The sequence below is a fragment of the Sorangium sp. So ce119 genome (genome assembly GCF_051524405.1).
GTDB lineage: Bacteria > Myxococcota_A > Polyangia > Polyangiales > Polyangiaceae > Sorangium > Sorangium cellulosum_G.
This window is the reverse complement of record NZ_CP150310.1, coordinates 10,601,453-10,621,095: the sequence shown is the minus strand read 5'-3', so window position 1 is coordinate 10,621,095 and position 19,643 is coordinate 10,601,453. Positions and strand designations below refer to the sequence as shown.

At 71.6% G+C, this 19,643-nt stretch carries 15 protein-coding genes; 4 read left to right on the top strand and 11 right to left on the bottom strand.

Translation table 11 applies throughout. From position 1 onward, the window contains the following. Positions 1 to 9 precede the first annotated feature (9 nt). The 10 genes from WME76_RS40215 to WME76_RS40170 form a co-directional block, all read right to left on the bottom strand. Positions 10 to 1,386 carry a hypothetical protein gene (locus WME76_RS40215; RefSeq protein WP_437957447.1) on the bottom strand — a complete coding sequence of 459 codons (1,377 nt, stop codon included), beginning with the start codon at positions 1,384 to 1,386 and terminating at the stop codon, positions 10 to 12. Then, positions 1,383 to 2,573 (bottom strand): hypothetical protein, encoded by a 1,191-nt coding sequence (locus WME76_RS40210; RefSeq protein WP_437957446.1) that lies wholly within the window; start codon positions 2,571 to 2,573, stop codon positions 1,383 to 1,385. Before WME76_RS40210 ends, WME76_RS40215 begins: the two co-directional genes overlap by 4 nt. A 26-nt stretch (positions 2,574 to 2,599) precedes the next feature. After that, positions 2,600 to 4,573, bottom strand: coding sequence for a hypothetical protein (locus WME76_RS40205; RefSeq protein WP_437957445.1), 1,974 nt, complete (start codon positions 4,571 to 4,573; stop codon positions 2,600 to 2,602). 685 nt (positions 4,574 to 5,258) lie between these two features. Beyond that, positions 5,259 to 7,403: a hypothetical protein gene (locus WME76_RS40200; protein ID WP_437957444.1), complete on the bottom strand. Its 2,145-nt coding sequence runs from the start codon at positions 7,401 to 7,403 to the stop codon at positions 5,259 to 5,261. 9 nt (positions 7,404 to 7,412) lie between these two features. Then, positions 7,413 to 9,458 (bottom strand): DCC1-like thiol-disulfide oxidoreductase family protein, encoded by a 2,046-nt coding sequence (locus tag WME76_RS40195; protein ID WP_437957443.1) that lies wholly within the window; start codon positions 9,456 to 9,458, stop codon positions 7,413 to 7,415. Beyond that, positions 9,455 to 10,555 carry a tryptophan 2,3-dioxygenase family protein gene (locus WME76_RS40190; RefSeq protein ID WP_437957442.1) on the bottom strand — a complete coding sequence of 367 codons (1,101 nt, stop codon included), beginning with the start codon at positions 10,553 to 10,555 and terminating at the stop codon, positions 9,455 to 9,457. The genes WME76_RS40195 and WME76_RS40190 overlap by 4 nt, the downstream gene beginning before the upstream one ends. Positions 10,556 to 10,847: 292 nt before the next feature. Further along, a complete protein-coding gene (locus tag WME76_RS40185; RefSeq protein ID WP_437957441.1) occupies positions 10,848 to 11,564 on the bottom strand; it encodes a hypothetical protein in 717 nt (238 codons plus the stop codon). Positions 11,565 to 11,598: 34 nt separating this feature from the next. Further along, the gene (locus tag WME76_RS40180) at positions 11,599 to 11,952 is read right to left on the bottom strand and encodes a hypothetical protein (protein WP_437957440.1); all 354 of its coding nucleotides are present in this window, start codon (positions 11,950 to 11,952) and stop codon (positions 11,599 to 11,601) included. Positions 11,953 to 12,096: 144 nt separating this feature from the next. Next, positions 12,097 to 12,432, bottom strand: coding sequence for a hypothetical protein (locus tag WME76_RS40175; RefSeq protein ID WP_437957439.1), 336 nt, complete (start codon positions 12,430 to 12,432; stop codon positions 12,097 to 12,099). Positions 12,433 to 12,581: 149 nt separating this feature from the next. After that, positions 12,582 to 14,069: an MBOAT family O-acyltransferase gene (locus WME76_RS40170; RefSeq protein ID WP_437957438.1), complete on the bottom strand. Its 1,488-nt coding sequence runs from the start codon at positions 14,067 to 14,069 to the stop codon at positions 12,582 to 12,584. A gap of 260 nt (positions 14,070 to 14,329) precedes the next feature. Here WME76_RS40170 and WME76_RS40165 point away from each other — a divergent pair, with 260 nt between their 5' ends. The 4 genes from WME76_RS40165 (at position 14,330) to WME76_RS40150 (ending at position 17,853) form a co-directional block, all read left to right on the top strand. Continuing rightward, a complete protein-coding gene (locus tag WME76_RS40165) occupies positions 14,330 to 14,887 on the top strand; it encodes a hypothetical protein (protein ID WP_437957437.1) in 558 nt (185 codons plus the stop codon). Positions 14,888 to 14,890: 3 nt separating this feature from the next. Next, on the top strand, positions 14,891 to 15,700 hold the full coding sequence (locus WME76_RS40160; RefSeq protein WP_437957436.1) for a polysaccharide deacetylase family protein: 810 nt from the start codon (positions 14,891 to 14,893) through the stop codon (positions 15,698 to 15,700). Positions 15,701 to 15,758: 58 nt separating this feature from the next. Continuing rightward, the gene (locus tag WME76_RS40155) at positions 15,759 to 16,490 is read left to right on the top strand and encodes a SirB1 family protein (protein WP_437957435.1); all 732 of its coding nucleotides are present in this window, start codon (positions 15,759 to 15,761) and stop codon (positions 16,488 to 16,490) included. A 538-nt stretch (positions 16,491 to 17,028) separates the two neighbouring features. Then, positions 17,029 to 17,853, top strand: coding sequence for a hypothetical protein (locus WME76_RS40150; RefSeq protein WP_437957434.1), 825 nt, complete (start codon positions 17,029 to 17,031; stop codon positions 17,851 to 17,853). 203 nt (positions 17,854 to 18,056) lie between these two features. On the opposite strand, the gene WME76_RS40145 is transcribed toward WME76_RS40150, so the two are convergent. Then, entirely contained in the window at positions 18,057 to 19,586 is a 1,530-nt protein-coding gene (locus WME76_RS40145; RefSeq protein WP_437957433.1) for an ATP-binding protein, read from the bottom strand. Positions 19,587 to 19,643 lie beyond the last annotated feature (57 nt).

Here is a 19,643-nt window from a genome sequence, read left to right as displayed (position 1 = left end):
GCCGTGGAACTAAAGGCTATTGATGTAACCGATGTACGCCTTCGAGAGCCCCGAGACCCTCTCGACGAAGGCCACCCGGGCCGGGTCGCTCGCGCCCGCCGCGTCCTTGAGCGCGGCGTACGCACGCGCCGCCTCGGTCAGACAGGCATCCACGCGTCCGGCGTACTCCGCGAAGTTCTCCGGCGTGAGCGCGTCCGGGATCGTCGCGCACACGCCCAGCTTCTCCTGGGTCGCCCAGTCGAGCCCGGGCGTCCGCGCGATCTCGCGGAGGGTCTCCGCCACGGCGCCGAGGAGCGCGGCGTGGCGCTCGAGCGTGGCGCGCGCCGCCGCCACGTCGGCGTTGACCCCGGCGGCGCTGGCGTTGTTCCGGATGCGGTCGATCTCGCCGCGCTTCGCGCGGAGGCGCGAGAGGAGCGGCTGCCCCGTGGCCGGCGCCCGCTCGAGGCCGAGCGTGTCCCGCTCCACGAACTCGTAGAGCGTCGCCGTGTCCTCGACGGTCTTCTTGAGCAGGAAGATCTCGCGCGTCGGGAGCTCCACGGCCGAATCCCGGAGGGCGGCCGCGTACTGCCGCTCTTTCTCGGCGAGGCTCTGCGACGTCGCGTCGATCTCCGCCTCCACGCGCGAGCGTATCCGCTGGTCGACGCCGGCGCGGAGCATCGACTCGACCTCGGCTTTGCGCACCGCCTTGCGCATCGCGCAGAGGTTCGCCGGGATCTGCTCGGCGAAGGGCCCGGTATAGAATGTCCGGGCCTCCTCGAGGAGGTTCTCCCAGCCGGCGCGGACCGGCACGGGGAGACCGAAGTCGGCGCCGAACCCGACGTACCGCGCGTGCTCGGTCGCGCGCTGGTACGACAGGCACTTCTCCTCGCGCGACTGCCCTTCGAGGTACGCGAGGCTGTGGGCCACGAAGAGCTCCAGGTGCGCGGTGTTCGCCATCTGCAGGACCTCGTCGCTCCGGCCCGCCGGGGCGCCTTCTGGCTCGCGGTAGCTCCGGAGCGCCCCGAGGAGGAGCTCATGGAGCGCGACGCGGCGGTGGAGCTCGCGCGCCGTGGCCGGCTCGACGCCGGCGATGGGCAGGAGACGCACGGTCGTCACGGATCCGGTGACGTCCTCGATCGGCAGGGCGTCTTCCTCGATGATCCCGCCGCCCGAGCTGCCGCCGCCCGAGGCCGCCGGGCGCATCTCGCTCGAGGCGAAGGAGAGGAGCGCCGTGTCGAGCGGCCTCCCCGCGGTCGCCCGCCGAAACGCCTCGTCCACGTCGACGAACGACGGCACCTCGATCGCGGGGCCGCTCGGGGTCGGGAGCGAGGCCGCGTGGGAAGCGAGCGACGCGAGCGACGCGATGGGCACGATGGCCAGGGCGACACGCCAGGAGCGCTTCTTCACGGCGTCCTCCTGCAGTACCAGGCCGGCCTCGACGCGTTGCAGTACCTCGCCATCCCTTCCTGCCAGAGCGTCTCGACGTGCGCGGCCGTCCGCGCGAGCTCGTTCCGGTTCGGCTTCGAGAGGGCGTCGTCCAGCGCGGCCCTGCCAGTGCGCTCGGGCGCCTCCATCGCTGTCCAGAAGTTCGTGCCCAGGATCAGCGATGTCGAGAGATCCCTGAGCTCGATCACCGTTCGCTCCTTGCGGCTCACGTAGTCATCCATCGACATGCCGCCGATCGCGGCGATGATCTCCGCCTCGATGACCGCGATCTCTCCGCGCTTCTCCGGCAACAGGAGATCCGTGAAGCGGGTCGCCTTGGCGCCTATCGTCCCCAGGATCTGCGATTTCCACGTCGCGTCGTACACGAAGCTGGGGAACGACTCGTCACCTCCGACGGGCTGCGCCGCGACCTTGACCGCACCGGCCCCGAAGAGGCCGTTGATGCGGTCGCGGATCCCGAAGAGGTATTGCCGCCCCACGTCGATCTCGGCCAGGTTGAGGCCGTAGCGCGTCTCCACGCTCGACGCCGTCGCCACGAACGCCTTCATCTGGTCGCCGAGCTGCGTCATCTTCTCGCCGAAGCGGTCGCGGAGCGCGTCCGGCCCCGACGTCTCGTAGAAGAGCCCCCGCAGGCGCTCCACCGCGTACCGCCGGCCGTAGCGCTCCAGGCTGGCCGGCGTGTGCGACGACTCCTCGCACCCCTTCACCGTCTCGAGGGCCGCCATCATCTTGGTGGCGTGGTACGTGTATTTCATGTCGTCGGACGTGCCGAACGAGTGCTGCTCGCGGTAGAGCCCCTGCTGCTCGGTCAGGAACGCCTCGAGGAGCGCGCTGGCGCGGACCGCGGCGTGGCAGCGGAGGCTGTCCGCGCCCGTCCGGTTCGACAGCCCGAAGTAGGCCGTCCCGAGGAAGTAACGCTCTTGCGGCGTGAGCCCGAGGCTCCCCACCTCGATGAGGTCGACGATCTCCTGGTAGCTCCCGCGCGCCGCGAGCGTCTCGTAACAGAGGCGCTTGTTCTGCGTGAACACAGGCCCTTCCGACGCCGCCGCCCTGCACGCGGGGGGCGGCGCCACGTCCGCGCGCGCGGCGCCGGCCGCGCCGACGACGCAGGCGGCGCTGGCGACGATGCTCAGATAACGGATCTTCATGGTGTCACTCCCGTCGGCGCGGCCGCTCAGCGCCCCTTGCGGCAGGCCGCGGTATTCGGCGAGGAACTGCCGTATTGCTCTATGACGCAGATGATGGAGAGGTAGTTCCCGGGGATATGGCTGCCTCGGAGCAACTCCCCGATGTAGTCCCTCCAGGCGGCGCTCCCCACGCACGGTTTGCCGGCCCTGTGGCAGGCGCGATCGGTCACGTTCTCGATCTCGTAGAAGCAGCCGTTCGCCTTGTCAGAGCACCTCTTGAGGTAGCTCGCGTGCTCCGCTTCGAGCGAGCGTTGCGTGTAGTTCTTGTCCTTGTTCGCGGGGGTGTAGAACTCGCCGGTCCACCACGCGACCCCCTCGGGCGCGGGGCACGGGCCGACCTCCACCGGCGTCTGCCAGCACCCGTAGGCCCAATCGTAGCTCGCCAGGAGCTCGTCGCGCGACGCGGGCGTCGCGTTCGTCACGCGCTCGTTCATCCACCTGTAGAGGCCATACCGGCCCGCCTGCTCGATGTTCGCGTTGATCTCGTTCGTGAAGTACGTCCGCTCCTCGTCGAAGACACGCCCGCCGTCCAGGTTCGTGCGGCGCGGGTTGCTCCTCTTGCCGTTTCCGACGGCGCGACCGAGGATGTCGTTGAGCGGATCGGCGAGCCCGAGGTAGACGGCGTAGGCGCGCGACATCATCGTATTGGCCTCGGCCTCGCTCGTGTCGCCCGTTTTGCTGTACTCCGCATAGGCCGCCATCGTGTCCTGGAGCTCGCGGTCGTTCGGCTCCCGCCCGAACACCCAGAAGAAGAGCTGCGCCATCCTGGCGCGCCCGGGGCCCCAGCACCCGACCTCCAGCATCCGCGTCTTGCTGGCCGGAGCGTTCGGATCGACGAAGAGGTACGGCACGGCCGCCCTCGGCACCGACATCGCCGACGGCGCCCCTTCGGCGAAGAAATTCGCGGCCGTCGGGCACGTGAAGCGAACCAGCGATTTGCCGCCGTCGAGCTGGAAATAGCGCGCCGAGGGCGACTGATCGGCGGTCTGGAAGACCTTCACGCTCCTGTCGCACGCGAGGTGCGGCTGCCGGTCGGGATCCGAGGCGGTGAAGCGCGCATCGCTCGTCGAGAGCTCCTCCAGCGTCGCGGCGGGGTCGAAGCCGAAGGCCCGCTTCATCATGTCGGCGTTCGAGCCGCAGTCGATCGCGTAGCCCTTCCCGTCGGCGATCAGGTAGGGCGTCACGCGCGTCCTGATCCCGGTGAAGGGATAGCGAACCAGGTAGAGCTCCGCCTCGGCGGTGTAGCTCTTCTCGCCCGGCTGCTGCGGCAGATCGCGGCGGGCCCGCGGGAGCGCTCGCCCGGTGCTCGAGTGGCAGTTGATCTCCCGCTCGGCGATCTCCTGCGCCTTCCAACCATCGAGCACGGCGCGGTTGATGGGGATGCTCACCTGCTCGAGGTTGCTGACGTCCGCCTTCGTCCACGAGAGCGCCGAGAGCAGGTTGCTGCAGCCGACGCTGTAGATCGTGCCGGGGTCGTCGCGGAGCCGGAGGTAGTACTCGGCCTCTCCCTTGCCCAGATCGGCGTCGACGCGCCGGTAGACCTGGAAAATTTGCTGGCGCGTGACGTTGGGATCGGCGTCGCAGCGCAGCGTATGGATGGGGATTGGCCCGCCCGCGTCGCGCTCGAGCTGCATCTGCATTGCGTCGAACGAGTCGTAGAAGTCGGCCTGATTGAGGTCGAGTGTCCGCGGGTACCCGAAGCCCTCCAGGAGCGGCCCATAGTTGGAGCCGCAGCCGATCTGGAACACCACGTTCGGCTTGTTGTTCTTGAAGCTCACGACGACCGGCACCTCGCGCGGCAGGTCGTCCACGAGGTCCGGATTGTCGTAGACGAGGACCTCGGTCACGTTCGCGGCGATGCTCACCGGCGCTGACGTGTCCGCCATCGCCTCGTTCGACTCCGGCTGCACATCGCTGGCGCAGCCGGACACCCAGCCCAAGGCCAGGGACGTCAGCAGCACGCCCCCTCGGTCCAGCAACCTGTGTGTTCTGTGGTGGATCGTTCCTGTCATGTTCATCCCCGTGCACGCATCGAGGGCGCGCCCGCGCGGCGCGAATCGCTCGATCCACGCGCTTGCCATGAGCACCAGCGGGCGGGCTCTCCGCGACGGCGCCCGATTGCTCGCTGGATGGATGCAGCCGGGAACGGCGGTCCTTCACGAAATCGTCGCCGGCCCGCCGCCGCGCGGCGCAGCGCCGGAGCACGGCCTGTCCCGCTCCCTCCGCTGCCCGTACGTCAGGGGCGGATCAGCGAGGTCATGAGTCCAGTGTTGCCGGACAATAACATCCAGGCGCTGCGGCGCCCCGGCCCCCGGGCTCCTGCCGCTGTCCCCTCACGCGCCAATGCGTGGCTGCCCAGATCGACGGCGACGAGCTCGGTGTGCGGACCGAGGGAGGAGCCAGTCGCACCATCTTCGGGCGCGACCGGTTCAACAGAGTCGTGTCGGAGCGCGCTAGCTTCGCCCACCAGGAGTCCGGCCAGGGCTCCGGACAGAGATTTCAACGCAAAGGCGCGAAGACGCGAAGGCGCAAAAAAGAACAATTATCATGTATTTTTGCGTCTTTGCGCCTTGGCGTCTTGGCGTTGAAATCTCTCCACTCTCGAGGCAGATCCCTGGCAGGATTTCTGCGCCGCGGAACCAGTCACTAGTTCCCCGCGCTCTCTTCCTTCTTCACCGGCGGCAGCGTCGGCATCCCGGGCCGCGGCCGATATCCCGGCTTCCGGTACGACATGATCGGGACCGCCTCGTTCTTGTACGGCGCGTCCTCCCCCGGCCTGGGGCACTGGTCCCGCACCCAGTAGACGTCGAACGCGAGGATCTCGTCCTCCGGCCGCCCTGTGCGCTCAGGGTACCTGAGCAGGTACTCCTGGAGCCCGGGCCTGCGAAACGCCTTGTTCCGGTCGAGTCGGATCCTGTTGAAATAGTCCTGCCGGATCTGCCCGAGCCCGAGCCCCCGCGCGTCGGACAGATCGAGATCCGGCGGCTGCCCCGTGAACGGGTCCACGTGGCGCCCGTCGATGGTGATCGCGTCGACGGTGATCGACCCGTCCTCGGTGATCGGGTTCGGGGCGAACATCCCCCACCCCTGGAGGAGGCGCGGATAGACGATCGTCGCCTGCACGAACTTCGGCTGGGTGTGCTTGAAGATCGCGGGCACGCTCTTGTTCTCGTTGATCGCCTGGCTCACCGCGCACAGCCCGAGGTACGCGACGAGCGCCTCCCGCGCGATCACCCGCCCGCGGGCGAGCTTGTCCGAGAGCGGCGACGGGCTCTCCTCCGCCCCCGCCCCCGCGCGCGCCCGCCGCGTCAGCCCGAAGAACCGAGCGATCGCGTCGCGCCGCCGCGACGCGAACCCGAGCAGCGCGCCGGGCGCGCCGAGGGTCGCCGCCCAGAAGAGCGGCCGCGCGAGGCGGCCCCCCGGGAGCGCCTGCAGGATCTCGCGCAGCGCCTCGGCGCCCTGGAACACCCGGCCCTCCGACGGATCGCGCACCACGAAGAGCTCCGGCCGCGGCTCCCCTCCCCCGGCCTCCTCCGCCGCCCCGGCCGCCTCCGCGCGCGCCTCCTCGAACCGGAGCAGATCGAGGCCGTCGAGCCGGACGAGGAAGCGCATGAGGGCGAACGCGAGCGGCGAGCTGCCGTCATAGACGACGACCCTGGGCGCCGCGCGGCGGCGGTACCACCGCTCGAGCGCGTCCCAGTGCTGCGCCGTCGGGAGCAGGAACGACCAGGCGATCATGAACCACGAGAAGGGGCCGAGGCGCATCATCACCCCGAACGAGCCGTGCAGGGCCCACATCCCGCCCATGGCGAGCGCGCGCGTGAAGCGGCGGCCATAGGGCGAGAGGATCCACGGCACGAGCATCGCCTCGAGCGCGAGGACTCCCCAGGTCATCCCCTTCTTCGCCCAGAAAGGGATGTACTCCCGCGCGACCACCGCGAGCCCCGTCACCATGCGGTCGAGGTGCAGCACGTAGTGCACCGTGTCGCCGCGGCGCCAGATCTGGCCTGATTTGTTGACGACGTTGAAATAATAGATGGTCGCCAGGTTCACGATCGCGAGGAGCACGATCCCCGAGACGTACGGCTCCGTCGCCCACGCGGGGCGGCTCCGGTCCGCGAGGTCGGCCTCCGTCCGCTCCCTTCGCTCGCGGTACGAGCGGATCAGGGCGTCCACGGAGAAGCGCCTGCCGGTCGGCATGAACATGGCCCAGCAGGTGATGAGGTTCACGACGACATAGCCGCCGTTCTCGATCATGACGATCCGGTTGTCCCTGCTCGTCACGAGGATGAAGGAGAGGATCGAGAACAGCCGCGTGTGCCAGCCGATGAAGAAGCAGAAGAAGCAGAAGAGGGAGAGCGCGAACGCGACGTGGACCTCTCCGATCGACGAGAACGCGTGATAGAGGCTGAAGTTGAATCCGCTGCTCGGGTGGAAGAGGTGATAGTGGTTGGTGAGCACCCCGTCGTTGCTGTAGATCCAGCTCGCCTCGGCCCAGTGACGCAGGCAGTCGCCCACCAGGAGAGCGCCGAGCACGAGCCGGAACAGCCCGAGCGTGCGCACGTCGATGGTGCAGTAATGATCCCGGATCCAGCGCCCCAGGCGCCGTGAGCGGCGCTCGGCCGGCGGCTTCGGGCCTGCGGCCTCGGGCGGCGCCGGCGCGGTCTCCTCCGGCGCGTCCTCCCCGCCCGGCGCGCTCTCCTCGGGCGCGCCCGCGCCGTCGCCGCGCGCCGCGCCCTCCTCCGGCGCGCCGGCAGCCGCGGCGCTCGGGTCCTCGTCAGCCGCACGCATGCGAGCGCCTCAGTTCGGTTTGTTCGGTCGGAGGAGGCCTGGCGAGAGGGGCGGGACGCGGTCGCCGAGCCTCCCCGCGCCGCCGCGCGAGTGCGAGAACAGCTTCTCCCGCTCGACGCCGCTCGGCGCGGGCTCGCCCGGCGCGGGGATCGGCGCGGAGACCCAGTACGCGTCGAAGCCCGCGAGCGACATCTCGCGCCCCCCTTCCTCCGCGAGCGGCCCGCCCTTCGCCAGGTAGTCGCGGAACGCCCGCTGGAAGTCGACCCACTCCGGCCGCCGGATGCGGTCGAGGTAGTCGGACCAGAGCTGGCCGAGCCTCGTCCCGGGCTGCCCCGCGGGCTGGAGCCGGGGCTCCTCCCCGGTCAGCGGATCGATCGGCTGCGACGCGCGCGTCTGGCCGTCGATCACCAGGAGCTCGTTGCTCCGCGGCGGCTCGGGCGCCATCACGTCCCACCGCGCCAGCATGCGCGGCCACGACGCGACGCCCGCGAGCACCGCCCCCTGCGGGATGGCGCCCGCCCCGGGCAGCGGGTTCTGCTTCGCCGTCTGCGCGAGCATCGCGGCGAGCACCACGAGCACCGCCGCCTCCCGCAGCGACCCGAGCGCGAGCCGCGCCGCGCGCACCGCGGGCGCGGGCCGGTCCGGCGCGGCCCCCTCGTCGTCGCCGTCCGCGTGGCTCTCGTCGAACAGCGGGATCCCGCACGCCTGCTTGCCGAGCAGCGTGCTGATGTGGTGCCGGCGGGTCGCGACCACCTCGTAGAGCATGTCGAGCACGTGCGAGATCCCGGGCAGCTTGAGCGGCAACGCCAGCCAGCCGAACGGCAGCGCCAGCAGCCCCTCGGTCACCGCGCCGCCCTGCCGGTAGACGCGCCCGTTCCTGTCGATCGCCAGCACCGTCCGCTCGACCAGCTCCGCCGTGACCTCCTTCGGCATCGGCACGCGCTCCGTCGCGCCGGTCTGGTTGCGCACGTAGAGCTCGTCGAGCGCGCCGTTGCCCTGGAAGGCCACGTGGCCGCGCAGGTCGAGCCGCTTGATCAGCCGGCACAGCGTGAGACAGAGCCCGCAGTCGGCGTCGTACACGAGCGTCCGCGCCCGCCGCTCGTTCCACGAGCGCTCGTACACGTCCCACAGCTCGCCCGGCAGCACGAGCGGCGCCGCCGCGGCGAGCGCCCAGCCGAACAGCCCGAAATCGAAGAAGATCCCGAGGATGAGGCCGTGCACCACCATCAGCGCGGCGGCGAACCCGCGCGTCCAGCGGAAGAGCGCGGGGACGAAGAGGAGCGCCGGGATCGCGAGCTGCATCGCCCACGTCCCGTACGTGAGCCCGCGCAGGGTGCCGAGCGGCACGGCGTCGCGGAGCCACGCGCCCGCGTCGCTCGCCCAGCGATCGACGTGGAGCGCATAGTAGAACGCCGACCCGTCGCGCCACGCCGCGCCGCGCTGCTGGAGCGCCGTGCACAGGTAGATGAGCGCGAGCTGCAGGAGCACGGCCAGCGCGGCGAGCGAGGCCGGCGACCAGCCGGGCAGGCGCTCGGCCGCGATCTCGGACTCCGCGGCCCTCGACCTGTCGTTCAGCTCGGTGTCGCGCTTCTCGTCCCGGAGCGCCAGCGAGGCGCGCAGGCTGTCGATCGAGAGGCGGCTCCCGCACGGCAGGAAGGCGGTGAACGCGAGGATCGCGATCGCCGCGTAGTTGCCGGCGTTCTCGAGCAGGATGTTCCTCGACGTCAGGCTCGTGAGCACCAGCAGCGCGAGGACGTGGAACACGCGCGTCCGGTAGCCGACGACGAACAGGGCGTAGACGAGCAGCGCCAGCGCGAAGGCGAAGTGGGCCTCTCCGACCGTCGAGACGGCGTGGAACAGGCTGAAGACCTGCTGCTTGCCGCGGAGGTTGAAGAGGTGGTTGTGGTTCGGGAGGACGCCCTCGTTCGAGTAGAAGTCCCGCACCCATCGCCACCGCGCGAACAGGTCGGCGACAAGGACGAGCCCGAAGGTGATACGAAAAAGCCCGAGCGAACGGGCGTCGATCCGCAAGAAGTGATCGCGAAGTGATTTCACGGAGAGTCCTCGACCCGGAATCCGTAGTCCGATGCGTGCTCGAGCGCGGGGACGCTCGGCTGGCGCAGGAGCAGGGAGCGCACTGTCCAGAGATCGCCGAACACGCGGTAGCGCAGCGCGGTCTGGTCGAGGTAATCGACGCCCGCGGAGCCGCCGGTGCCGGTGCGGCGGCCGATCACCCGCTCGACCATCCGCGCGTGGCGCTGCCGCCAGATGAGCATGGCCTGCTCCATCTCCAGGATGCGGTCGAGCACCTCGCGCGGCCACGCGAGCCTGGGCAGCTCGCGGTAGCTCTCGATGAAGACGATCGCCGCGCGGATCGCCCGGCGCTTCTCGCGCGTGGCCCCGTCGGCGTCGGGGTCGTCCTCGGCGAGCAGGAACGCCTCGGCGTTCGCGTTGTCCGCCTCGTAGCGCGCGCGGAGCCGCTCGACGTCCGCCGGGGTGAGCGCCTTGTCGATCGCGATCTGCACCCGGCGCTCGTTCTCCTCGCGCATCGAGCGCATGTAGTTGCGCAGGAAGCGCAGGACGGCGCCCGGATCGTTCGAGCCGTCGATCGGCGTCCGCGAGAGCCACTCGTAGAGGTAGTGCTTGAGGCTCGGCCCGCTCGCGAGCCGCGCCTCGAGCCGCCGCGTCGCCGACGACGGCGCGCCGTCCGCTGTCTTGAGCGCCTCCTTGTAGCTCCCCTCGCGGCCGAGCGGGATCCGCACCGCGTCGTCGAGGCCGAGGAGGACCTCGATCTCGCGGAGCTGCGCCGACTGGAAGCCGCTCGCGGGGATCAGGCGATCCCGAAAATCCAGGTAATCACGGGTAGTTAGCGTCTCCATCACCCGGAAGTGCTGGATCGCCTGCTCGAAGATGGTGACGACCCGCCGGAACGAGCGCGCGGCCGAGGCGAGCTTCTGATCGGGCACCGGGTTCTGGCGGAAGAGCTCGCGCGCCGAGGTGAGCTCGCGGAGGATGAGCTTGAACCAGAGCTCGTAGATCTGGTGGACGACGATGAACAGGGCCTCGTCGTTGCCGACCTTCTGCTCGTCGTCGTCGAATCCGCCCTGGAGCGCGAGCAGCTCCTCGACGTGGATGTAATCCCAGTAGTTCATGTCGTTGACGATCGCGGGACCTCTGCCCGGGGGTGGCCCGCGCCGCTTGCCTGCTGCGAGCGCTGCGCCGGCTCCCGCGAGCAGCGCGGGGAGTCTACTTCCCGCCCCCCCGGAAACGGAAGCGCGCCGGCGCCGTTCGCAAGGAAAGCGCGCCCGGTCCGGAAAGCGGTTTCATCCGACCGGCGCGCCTTCCAGAGCCCGCGGCGCGCGCCGGGCAGCGTGAGAGCGCGCCGCGCGCCGGGCAGCGTGGCGCGCGCCGCGCCGCGGAACGCGCGCACCGCGGAACGCGCGCTCACGGCGGGCTCGCCGCGCCGGGCGGCGGCTCGACCGGCGTGCGCCGCACGCCGTCGGGGCCCATGTCGAACGGCGGCGCGTAGCTCTTGAGCTCGGCCCTCTCGTGGCTCGCGCCGCTTTCGGCCTCGATCGCCACCACGCCGACGTCGGGGCAGAACGTCGACACGTAGCGCGCGGGCCTGTCGCCGAGGCGCTCCTCCACCGTCTGCACGCACCCCGTGAACCGGCCCGCGGGCACCTCGACGGCGGCGTCGACGGCGGTGATGCGGGCGCGGCCGCCGTGCTCGCCGGTCCACGTCGTGCCGGGCGCGATCGGCTCCTTCAGCACGAAGACGCCCGTGTCGCTGCGGAGCACGCCCTCGCCCGTGAACTCGAAGCGCTTCACGCCCGAGGGGAACCTGAGCTCCCCCCGGCGCGCGTCGGCGCGGTGCACGCGCGCGACGAGCATGCCCTCCCCGCCGCCGTCGCTCAGGGTCACGTAGTGGTAGACGTGCCCGTCGACGAGCGGGAAGTACCGCTCGGCCTGCGTGCCCGAGGAGGCGCCCTCCTGGCCGTCGGGCGCCGCGCTCCACGCCGTGGGCTGCGCCGCGCCGGGGGCGCCGCCGCAGCCGAGCAGCGCGAGCGCGAGCGCGGCGAGCGGCCGCGCGAGGGGGCCGCGCGCGAGGGGGCCGCGCGCGGTGGGGCGGCCTGGGGCGCGCTGGACGTCGGCGCTCACCGCGCTGCCTCCTCGGTCGTCGCGGGCGGGGTCGTCACGGAGACACGTGGCTGTGGGACCAGTAATAGAACGACAGGAACGCGAGCAGCGCCACGGCGGCGACGAGCAGGGCGACGGCGAGCGGGTCGGGCTCGATCCGGCGCAGCAGCGCCCGCGCTGCGCGGCGGACCTCGTCGCGCTCGGCCTCCCTGGCGAGCCGCCCCGCGCCGGCCCGGACGAGCGCGTAGTCGCCGCGCTCGAACGCCTGCTCGAGCCGCGCGAGCTCGGGATCGCGCGGCAGGCCCGGCGCGCCGTCGCCCGGGACCGACGCGGCCTCCCCGTCGCGCCGCTTCGCGCGCTTCTTCGGGCGGCGCGGCGCCTCGGCGTCTCCCTGCGCCCTGTCCGTCACGTGCAGCTCCCGGTGGTGAAGAAGGCCATGGCGCGAACCCCTGCGGCGGATCCTCGAGACGGCGCAGGCTACCTCGATCCAGGGCCCAGGTGACCCCAAAAAGCCCGCGAAACCCGGGATCGGCCGGCGCGCCGGGGCGCCTGCCTACGGCAGCCGGTCCCGCTGCAGGTCGACCTCGGCCGGCTCGGGGCGGTCTCTCCAGGGCACGGCCGCCTCGCCCTCGCCGCTCACCACGCAGCGGAGCGCCTCGCAGGCGGCCCGGTAGTACGCCTTGCGGCCGCAGCCCACGGCCTTGAACTGGCCGCCGATCTGCTCCTCGACGCGGACGTCCTTGTCCGGGCAGTCGAGATCGGAGACCGCGCGCGACCGGACCATCGGCATCGCGTTCGACGGCACGTTGGCGATGCTGCACGCCGGCGAGAGCGCGCCGGCGACGAGGGCGGCCAGGGGGACGAGGGCGGCGAGACGAGATGGGCGCACGGCGTGAGCGTAGTGCACGGATCCGCTCGGAAGCGCGAGAAACGCACCGGCGGCGGAACCGCGGGGAGCCTGTGCGGCAGAGCACGGCGCCCCGGCCCTGGACCTCGCCGCCGCGCCTCCCCGCGCTTCGCTGCCCTGCCGGCGCCGGCTCAGAACTGGAAGTACACGAACGGCACGGCGGTCGCGCTCGCCGCCTCGTGGAGCCCGACGGCGACGAGGAACAGCAGCGCGCCCTGCATCGGCGCCGGCGCCGCGATGAACGAGGCGCGGGCGCGCTCGTAGAGGCGCTCCGGCACGTAGTGGGACAGGAGCGCGGCCCCGAGGAGCGCGACGAGCACGGGCGGGAGGTTCGGGTGGAACGTCGTCAGCGTGCCGATCTGCCGCAGGATGAGCACGGCCTGCGAGAAGGTCGGCACGCGGAAGAAGATCCACGCGAAGCAGACGTAGTGGAACGTCAGCAGCACGCAGAGGGCGTGGAGGGGGAACCGTAGAAGAGAGGGGGAGGCCGAGGCGCGCGCCGCCACCTCGCCCTCGGCGCCCGACCGGCGGCGCCCGACCGCGCGCTGGAAGGCGCGCGTCACGGCGAGGCCGAGGCCGTGGAGGAAGCCCCAGAAGACGAAGTTCCACGACGCCCCGTGCCAGAGGCCGCCGAGCAGCATCGTGATCATCAGGTTGCGGTACGTCGCCAGCTCGGAGCCGCGGTTGCCGCCGAGCGGGATGTACAGGTAGTCGCGGAGCCAGGTGGACAGCGAGATGTGCCAGCGGCGCCAGAAGTCGGCGAGGTTCCGGGCCTTGTACGGCGCGTCGAAGTTCTTCGGGAACCGCACGCCGAGCAGGAGCGCCGAGCCGATCGCGATGTCGGTGTAGCCCGAGAAGTCGCAGTAGATCTGCGCGGCGTAGCCGTAGACGCCCGCGAGCACCTCCAGGGCCGAGTAGTTCTCCGGGCGCTCGAAGACGCGGTCGACGAGGTTGAGCGCGAGCTGATCGGAGAGGACGACCTTCTTCACGAGGCCGATCGCGACGAGGAACATCCCCTCGCCGCCCTGCTCGCGGGTGAGGCTCGGGGCGCGCTCGAACTGCGGGAGCAGGTCGCGCGGGCGGACGATGGGGCCGGCGACGAGGTGCGGGAAGAAGGCGACGAAGAGCAGGTACCGGAGGTAGCTCTTGTGGGGCCGCAGCTCGCCCCGGTAGACGTCGATGACGTAGCTCATCGACTCGAACGTGAAGAACGAGATGCCGACCGGCGGCAGCAGCACCCGGAACGCGGTACCCACGGTCGTCGGCTCGCCCGTCAGCAGGGCGCGGAGCGCCGCGGCGTTCTCGATCGCGAAGTTCCAGTACTTGAAGAACCCCAGGAACCCGAGGTTCAGCGCCACGGTGGCGATGAGCATCGCGCGCCGCGCCCGCGGCCTCGCCTCGCGGGCGATCGCGCGCGCGAGCAGGAAGTCGACGGTGGACGAGGCGAAGATGAGCGGCAGGTAGCGCCAGTCCCAGGCCGCGTAGAACCCGTAGCTCACGAGCAGCAGGAACACGAGGCGCGCGCGGTTCGCCGACGTCCGCGCGAACCGCGCGAGCGCCCACGATCCGACGAAGACGGCGGCGAAGAACTCGGCGTAGCGAAGGGTGTTGAAGAGCACGACCGGTCGGAGCCCGGGCCAGGCTGCCGCGCGGGGCGCGGCGCGCTGCTGGGCCGGGCGCTGGGGGCTGTGGCGCCGTGGGACCGCGGATCCGTGGAACCGCGGCGCCGCGGGACGTTGATACGGTGGACGGGCCCCCCGGGGCGGCGGGCGCCACCCGGGCGGTGGGCGCCCTCTACCACGGCGCGCGCCGCGCGGTGGCGCTTGCGGCGCGGCGCCCTGTTGAACAGCGCCCGGCGTCGTGCCAAGGATGGAATCTGATGCTGGGTCGCCTGATCCTCGGGATTGTGAAGGGGCTCATCGTGGGGGGCTTGCTGGGGTTCGGGCTGGCGAAGCTCGGCTACGGGGCGCCCATCGCGATCGTCGCCTACCTGGCCGCGGCGCTCGCCGGGGTGCTGGTCGGGCTCATCGCGGGAAAGCCCATCTGGGCGAAGGACGCGAAGATCGAGGCGGGCATGAAGGCCTTCGCCGGGGCGCTGCTCGGCGCCGGCCTGATGTACGCCGCGCGCCGGTGGCTGACCGTGCCGGTGCCGGTGCCGCTCGGCGAGCTCGGCGGCGCGAACCTGTCGCTCGGCGAGGCCGCGGGGACCGCCGGGACGTTCGGCGGCCTCGCGATCACGTCGCTCGCCGCGGTGGCCGCCCTGCTGGGCGGCTTCTACGAGGCCGACAACGACCCGTCGGACGAGGCGACGCCGGGCGCGAAGCCGGAAGCGAAGGCCGCGGCGGGGGGCAACAAGCGCATCGCCGCCTCGCCCGCGGTCGACGATCTCGAGGACGACCTCGAGATCGAGCCCGAGAAGAAGCGCTCCAAGAAGTAGCCCGTGCCGGTCGCGCGGGCGCTCCTCTACGTGGCATCGGCCGGCGCGCTCGCGCTGGTCGCGCGCTCGCTGCTCGTCGCGCCGGTGCCCTTCGCCGTGGCCGGCGCGGCGATCGTCGGGTACGTCGCGCTCGTCCTGTGCGGGGTCTTCTTCCTCGGGCTCGGCATGTTCGTGGACGTGGTGAAGCGCGGCCCGCCGGGCGCGCGCGGCGTCGCGCTGACGTTCGACGACGGGCCGAGCCCGGAGCACACGCCGCGGGTGCTCGCGCTCCTCGACGAGGCGGGCGTGAAGGCGACGTTCTTCGTCATCGGCCGCAAGGCCGAGGCGCACCCCGAGCTCGTCCGCGAGATCGCGGCGCGGGGCCACGCGATCGGGCTGCACAGCCACGAGCACGACCGGCTGTTCTCGCTCCGGTCGGCCCGCCGCGTCGAGCGCGACCTGCGGCGCAACCTCGACGTCATCGAGCGGATCACCGGCGACCGCCCTGCCCTGTTCAGGCCGCCTGTCGGCCACACGAGCCCGCGCATCGGCCGCGTTGTCGACGCGCTCGACCTCGACGTAATCGGCTGGTCGGCGCGGGGGTTCGACGGGCTGGCCGGGGCGAGCCCCGAGCGGGTGGCGGCCCGGATCATCCCGGGGCTCCGCGACGGGGCCATCGTGCTGCTCCACGATGCGGCCGAGCGCGACGACCACGCGCCCGCGGGGGTGGCGGCGCTCCCGCGCGTCCTCGCGGCGATGAGCCAGCGCAACCTGGTCGGGGTGCGCGTCGACGCGTGGCTCGACGAAGGCGCGCGGGACGACGCCCTGGCCTAGACCATTTCTCTCAGGTGGCGCTACGCTCCGTCCGATGGCTGCGCCGGTGAGTCTGACGATGTTCGCGCATATCGCAGCGAGGCCGGAGGACGAGCTCGACCTCGCCGAGGCGGCGCTCCTCATCGACGACGCCGCGTACCCGGGCCTCGACATCCCGCATTACCTCGGCATGCTCGACCGCCTCGGCGGCGAGGCGCGCCGGGCGATCGAGCGGCCGCAGCGCGCGCCGGAGGCGACGCCGGGCAGCGGCCCGATCGAGGCGCTGCTGCGCTGGTTCTACGGCGATCTCGGGTTCCACGGGAACACGGGCGATTACTACGACCCGAAGAACAGCTACCTGCACGAGGTGCTCGATCGCCGGACGGGCATTCCCATCACGCTGGCGGTGGTGCTCCTCGAGGTGTGCTGGCGGGCCGGCATGGACGCGCAGGGCGTGTCGTTCCCGGGTCATTTCCTGGTGAGGACGCCGGTCCGCGGCGGCGTGCTGCTCATCGATCCGTTCGAGGGCCGCCTGCTCGGCCGGGACGACCTCCGCGCGCTGCACACCCGCGCCACCGGGGCCACGCGCGATCCGGACCCGCGGCTGCTGGTGCCGGCGCAGAAGCGGCAGATCCTGGTGCGCATGCTGAACAACCTGCGCTCGATCTACTCGAGCCGCTCGGACGCGGCGAAGCTGCGCAGCGTGCTCGAGCGGATGCAGGTGCTCGCGCCGACCGACGAGCTGCGCAAGGAGCTCGACCAGCTCGGCGGCGAGCGGCCGTGGCCGTCGTCGGGTCGCGTGGTGAACTGACGTTGCGCTGACGTGGGCTGACGGCGGCTCGCGCTCTGCGCGCGATCGGATGCCCTCGTGGAGCATGGGTGAGCCCGCCGCGGCCTCGCCGACGTTCGAGGAGCTCTACGAGCGCATCCTTCGCTGCGAGGCTGGGGGGTGGCCTCGAAGAAGGGAGAGGTCTCGCCGGCAGCGCCCCAGCCGAGCTGCCGCCCACGGATGCCCGGCGCTCGGCTCGCATCGCGCTCCAGTGAGGCAGGAGAGCAAGTGAGTGCTCATCTATATATATAGGGGTGCGCTACCTCCGCATGGCGGGCCACGTGCGCAGCGATAGAGTGAGGGAGAGGTTGCTCATGAATCACGACATTCTTCACGACGCTGTCCAACTCCTGTCGGCGGCTCTACTCTTTGCGACTGCCGTGCTGCGCTTTGCCGCGCGTCGCTCGGCGCGGAGGGGCGAGTAATGTCACGCGGTCCGGGTCGGCTGCAACAGGCAGTCCTGGCTCTCCTCGAGAAGCGAGGACCACTGCCGATCGCTACAATCGTGTGGGAGGTCGCCATGGCGACGCAGGTGGTCTCCGGGCCGCACGATGACATCGAAGGCGAAGTCTACAACAACACCGCGCGCGCAACGAAAAGGCTCGCGCTCGGAGAGGGAGCCCGCCTGCAGCGAACCATGGGGTCGTTCCTTACGCTCGATGCGCTGGTCAAAAGCTACCCCGACAGAACAAAGTTCGGCAGGGTGCGGCAGATGCGCCAGCAGCTACTCCCTCACATCAGGGGATACCTGAAGCGGGAACCACCCCGATCACCCATCGCGACGGAAGATTTCATACTCGGTGATGCTGACTCGCCGCACCGAGCTACAATCAAGTCGCAATGGCCGGCGATTGAGCCGCTGCTCCGTCGCGAGTACTCCCGCAGTGAGGGCGGTGACGCCACGGTTCTGCTGCGCGTGCTCACGCGGGGTAGCTGCCTCGTGGGCCAGGATCGTCGGGTAAACTGCACAGTGCCGCTGAACGTGTCGGTCCCGCTGCTCGTGCAGCGGCTCGGCGAGCGGGCGCCGAGGCTGCGCGGGCTGCTCGAGGCGCTGCATGCGAATCTCCGGGCAGATGAGTTCAAACGAGCACGGCTCAAGGCGCGCCTTCAGCGCGTCGCCGAGCTCAAGCTGCACGGTGCGCCAAGGCTGAAGGATAAATTTCTGCACTACCTCTACGAGCACGATCGCGCGTTCCTCCGTGCGCTTGAAGGTCACCGTGAGAGGATGGAACGGCTCCAGGCTTGGCAGGTCGGCTCCTCTCCTGAGTACAGCCCGCTCTTGCACAAGCTGATCGACAACTCCGTGTTCAAGCCGTTCGAAGTCTACGCGCCGCGCACGGGCTGAGCGTCACGTGCTCATCGGCCCCGCGAGCCCGACGTCAGGGCTGCGCGAGCGCCACGGACGATCGAGCGCCGAGGGAGCAGTGATGGCCAGCCACCGAGCGGCCTGATGTGCAACACCATGGCAGATGCAACTCCGAACGCGCAGCAATGGAGATTGCATGGATGTGGCTGAGCATGGCCAATGCTTGACCGTTGCCCCTCCCATCAGCCTCGTCCCTCCGCCGCCGGCAGCCTCACCACGAACCGCGCCCCGCCCCCGTCTCCCCGATCGACCCCGATCGAGCCGCCCGCCGCCTCGACGAGCCCCCGGCACACAGCGAGCCCGAGCCCTGTCCCCTCGCCGACCTCCTTGGTCGTGATGAACGGCTCGAACAGCGTCTCGCGGACCGCCTCCGCGATCCCCGGCCCGTTGTCCTCGACCTCGATCCGCGCGCCCCCGTCCGCGCCCCGCGACGCGCGCACCCACACGCGCCCGCCGGCGCGCGGCACCGCGTCGGCCGCGTTCAGGAGCAGGTTCAGCAGCACCTGCACCAGCCGCCCGTGCGACAGCGGCACCGGCGGCACGTCGGGCGCGACGTCCCGCGCGAGCTCGACCCCGCGGAACTCCTTCTGCGGCGCCACCAGCGACAGCACGTCCTCGAGCGCGTCCGCCACCGAGCCGGAGGGCGCGTCCCCCGCGCCACCCGGGTCACCCGCGCCGGGCGCCGCCGGCCGCGCGAAGTCGAGCAGGTCGCGCAGGATCTTGTGGATGCGCTCCGTCTCCCGCTTCATCCGCTCGACGAAGTCGCGCTCCTCCGCCGGCGTGAGCCCCCCTGCGAGCAGCAGCTCCTGGAGGCCGAGGATCGCCGCGATCGGGTTGCCGATCTCGTGCGCCAGCCCCGCCGCGAGCCGCCCCACCGAGGCGAGCCGCTCCGAGCGGACCAGCCGCTCCTGCGCGCTCTTCAGGTCCGCCGCGTAGCGCTCGACCTCCGCGATCTTCGCCCGCAGCGACTCCTCGTCGGCGCGGAGGCGGCTCGTCATGTGCGCGAGGCTCGCCCCGAGCTCCGCGAGCTCCCGCGCGCCCGCCTGCGGCGCCTCGAGGTCGCGCGCGCCGCCGGCCACGCGCCCCGCGGCCCGCGACAGCGCGTCGATCGGCCGCACCACGAGGCGCGTCATCGCGATGTACGCGAACACGAGCAGCCCGAGCGCCACCACCCCCGTGTAGAGCGCCACGATCCGGACGAGCGGCGCGGCGGGCACGGTCGACGGGTCCGTCGGCACCAGCACCGCGACCGAGCCCGCCAGCGCCGCGCCCTCCCGCCCGCCGCCCCCGCGCGCGGCCCCCTCGCGCGCGTGCTCCGGCACGACCACCAGGATCGCGCCCCCCCGCGCCGTGCGCACCGCCCGCAGCACCTCCGCGCCCGCCTCCACCGAGGCCGGCAGCGCGGCCGCGATCTCCGGCTCCCCGGCGCGGTCCGCGAGCGCGCCCGCCGCGTCGTAGACCCCGATCGCCGACGCCCCGTCCGGCCCGAGCTGCGCCTCGAGCAGCTGCGACAGGTCCGGCGCGGACCGGCTCGCCCGCGCCGCGGCGACGTGCCCGGCGATGGCCCGGCCGATCGCGCGGGCGCTCGACGCGCGCACCCCGCCCATCGTGGCCTGCGTCAGGCTCGCGACCGCGAAGAAGAGCGGCACGAACGCCAGCACGAGCAGCGCGCCGAGCGCGAGCAAGAGCTGAAGCCGGATTCCGAGCCGCACGGTGTCGTTGCCCCTCCGCGCCATCCTCGCCCAGGTCGCGCCCGATCGCACCGGCGG